The organism is Methylobacterium oxalidis, from assembly GCF_007992195.1.
GTDB classification, from domain to species: Bacteria; Pseudomonadota; Alphaproteobacteria; order Rhizobiales; family Beijerinckiaceae; genus Methylobacterium; species Methylobacterium oxalidis.
Genome location: NZ_BJZU01000318.1, coordinates 1 through 878 on the forward strand (window position 1 = coordinate 1; position 878 = coordinate 878).

Genomic DNA, 878 nt, shown 5'->3' on the forward strand with positions numbered 1-878 from the left:
CTCGCGCTGTGCCTCGGCAAGAACATCGGCGGCGAGCCGATCATCGCGGACCTCGCCCGCATGCCGCACCTCTTGGTGGCCGGCACCACCGGCTCGGGCAAGTCGGTGGCGATCAACACCATGATCCTCAGCCTCCTCTACCGGCTCAGGCCCGAGGAGTGCCGCCTGATCATGGTCGACCCCAAGATGCTGGAACTGTCCGTCTACGACGGCATCCCGCACCTGCTCTCCCCCGTCGTCATCGACCCGAAGAAGGCGGTCATCGCCCTCAAGTGGGCGGTGCGCGAGATGGAGGAGCGCTACAAGAAGATGTCCAAGATCGGCGTACGCAACATCGACGGCTACAACGCCCGCATGGCCGAGGCCCGGGCGAAGGGCGAGGTCATCCTGCGCACGGTCCCGGCCGGCTTCGACCGGGAGACGGGTGAGGCGGTGTACGAGCAGGAGGAGATGGACCTGTCGGCGCTGCCCTACATCGTGATCGTGGTCGACGAGATGGCCGACCTGATGATGGTGGCGGGCAAGGAGATCGAGGGCGCGATCCAGCGGCTGGCCCAGATGGCGCGGGCGGCCGGCATCCACCTGATCATGGCGACCCAGCGCCCGAGCGTGGACGTGATCACCGGCACCATCAAGGCGAACTTCCCGACCCGGATCTCCTTCCAGGTCACGAGCAAGATCGACTCGCGCACGATCCTGGGCGAGATGGGCGCCGAGCAGTTGCTCGGCCAGGGCGACATGCTGTTCATGGCCGGCGGCGGGCGCACGACGCGGGTGCACGGGCCGTTCTGCTCGGACTCGGAGGTGGAGAGCGTGGTGGCGCACCTGAAGCGCCAGGGCCGCCCCGCCTACCTCGACGCCGTCACCGCAGACGACGG

At 68.0% G+C, this 878-nt stretch carries 1 protein-coding gene; it reads left to right on the forward strand.

Annotation, left to right across the window (positions count from 1 at the left end):
• Window positions 1-878, forward strand: an 878-nt coding sequence (locus tag MOX02_RS30785; RefSeq protein WP_280525382.1) for an FtsK/SpoIIIE domain-containing protein, incomplete at both ends; no start/stop codon positions are given.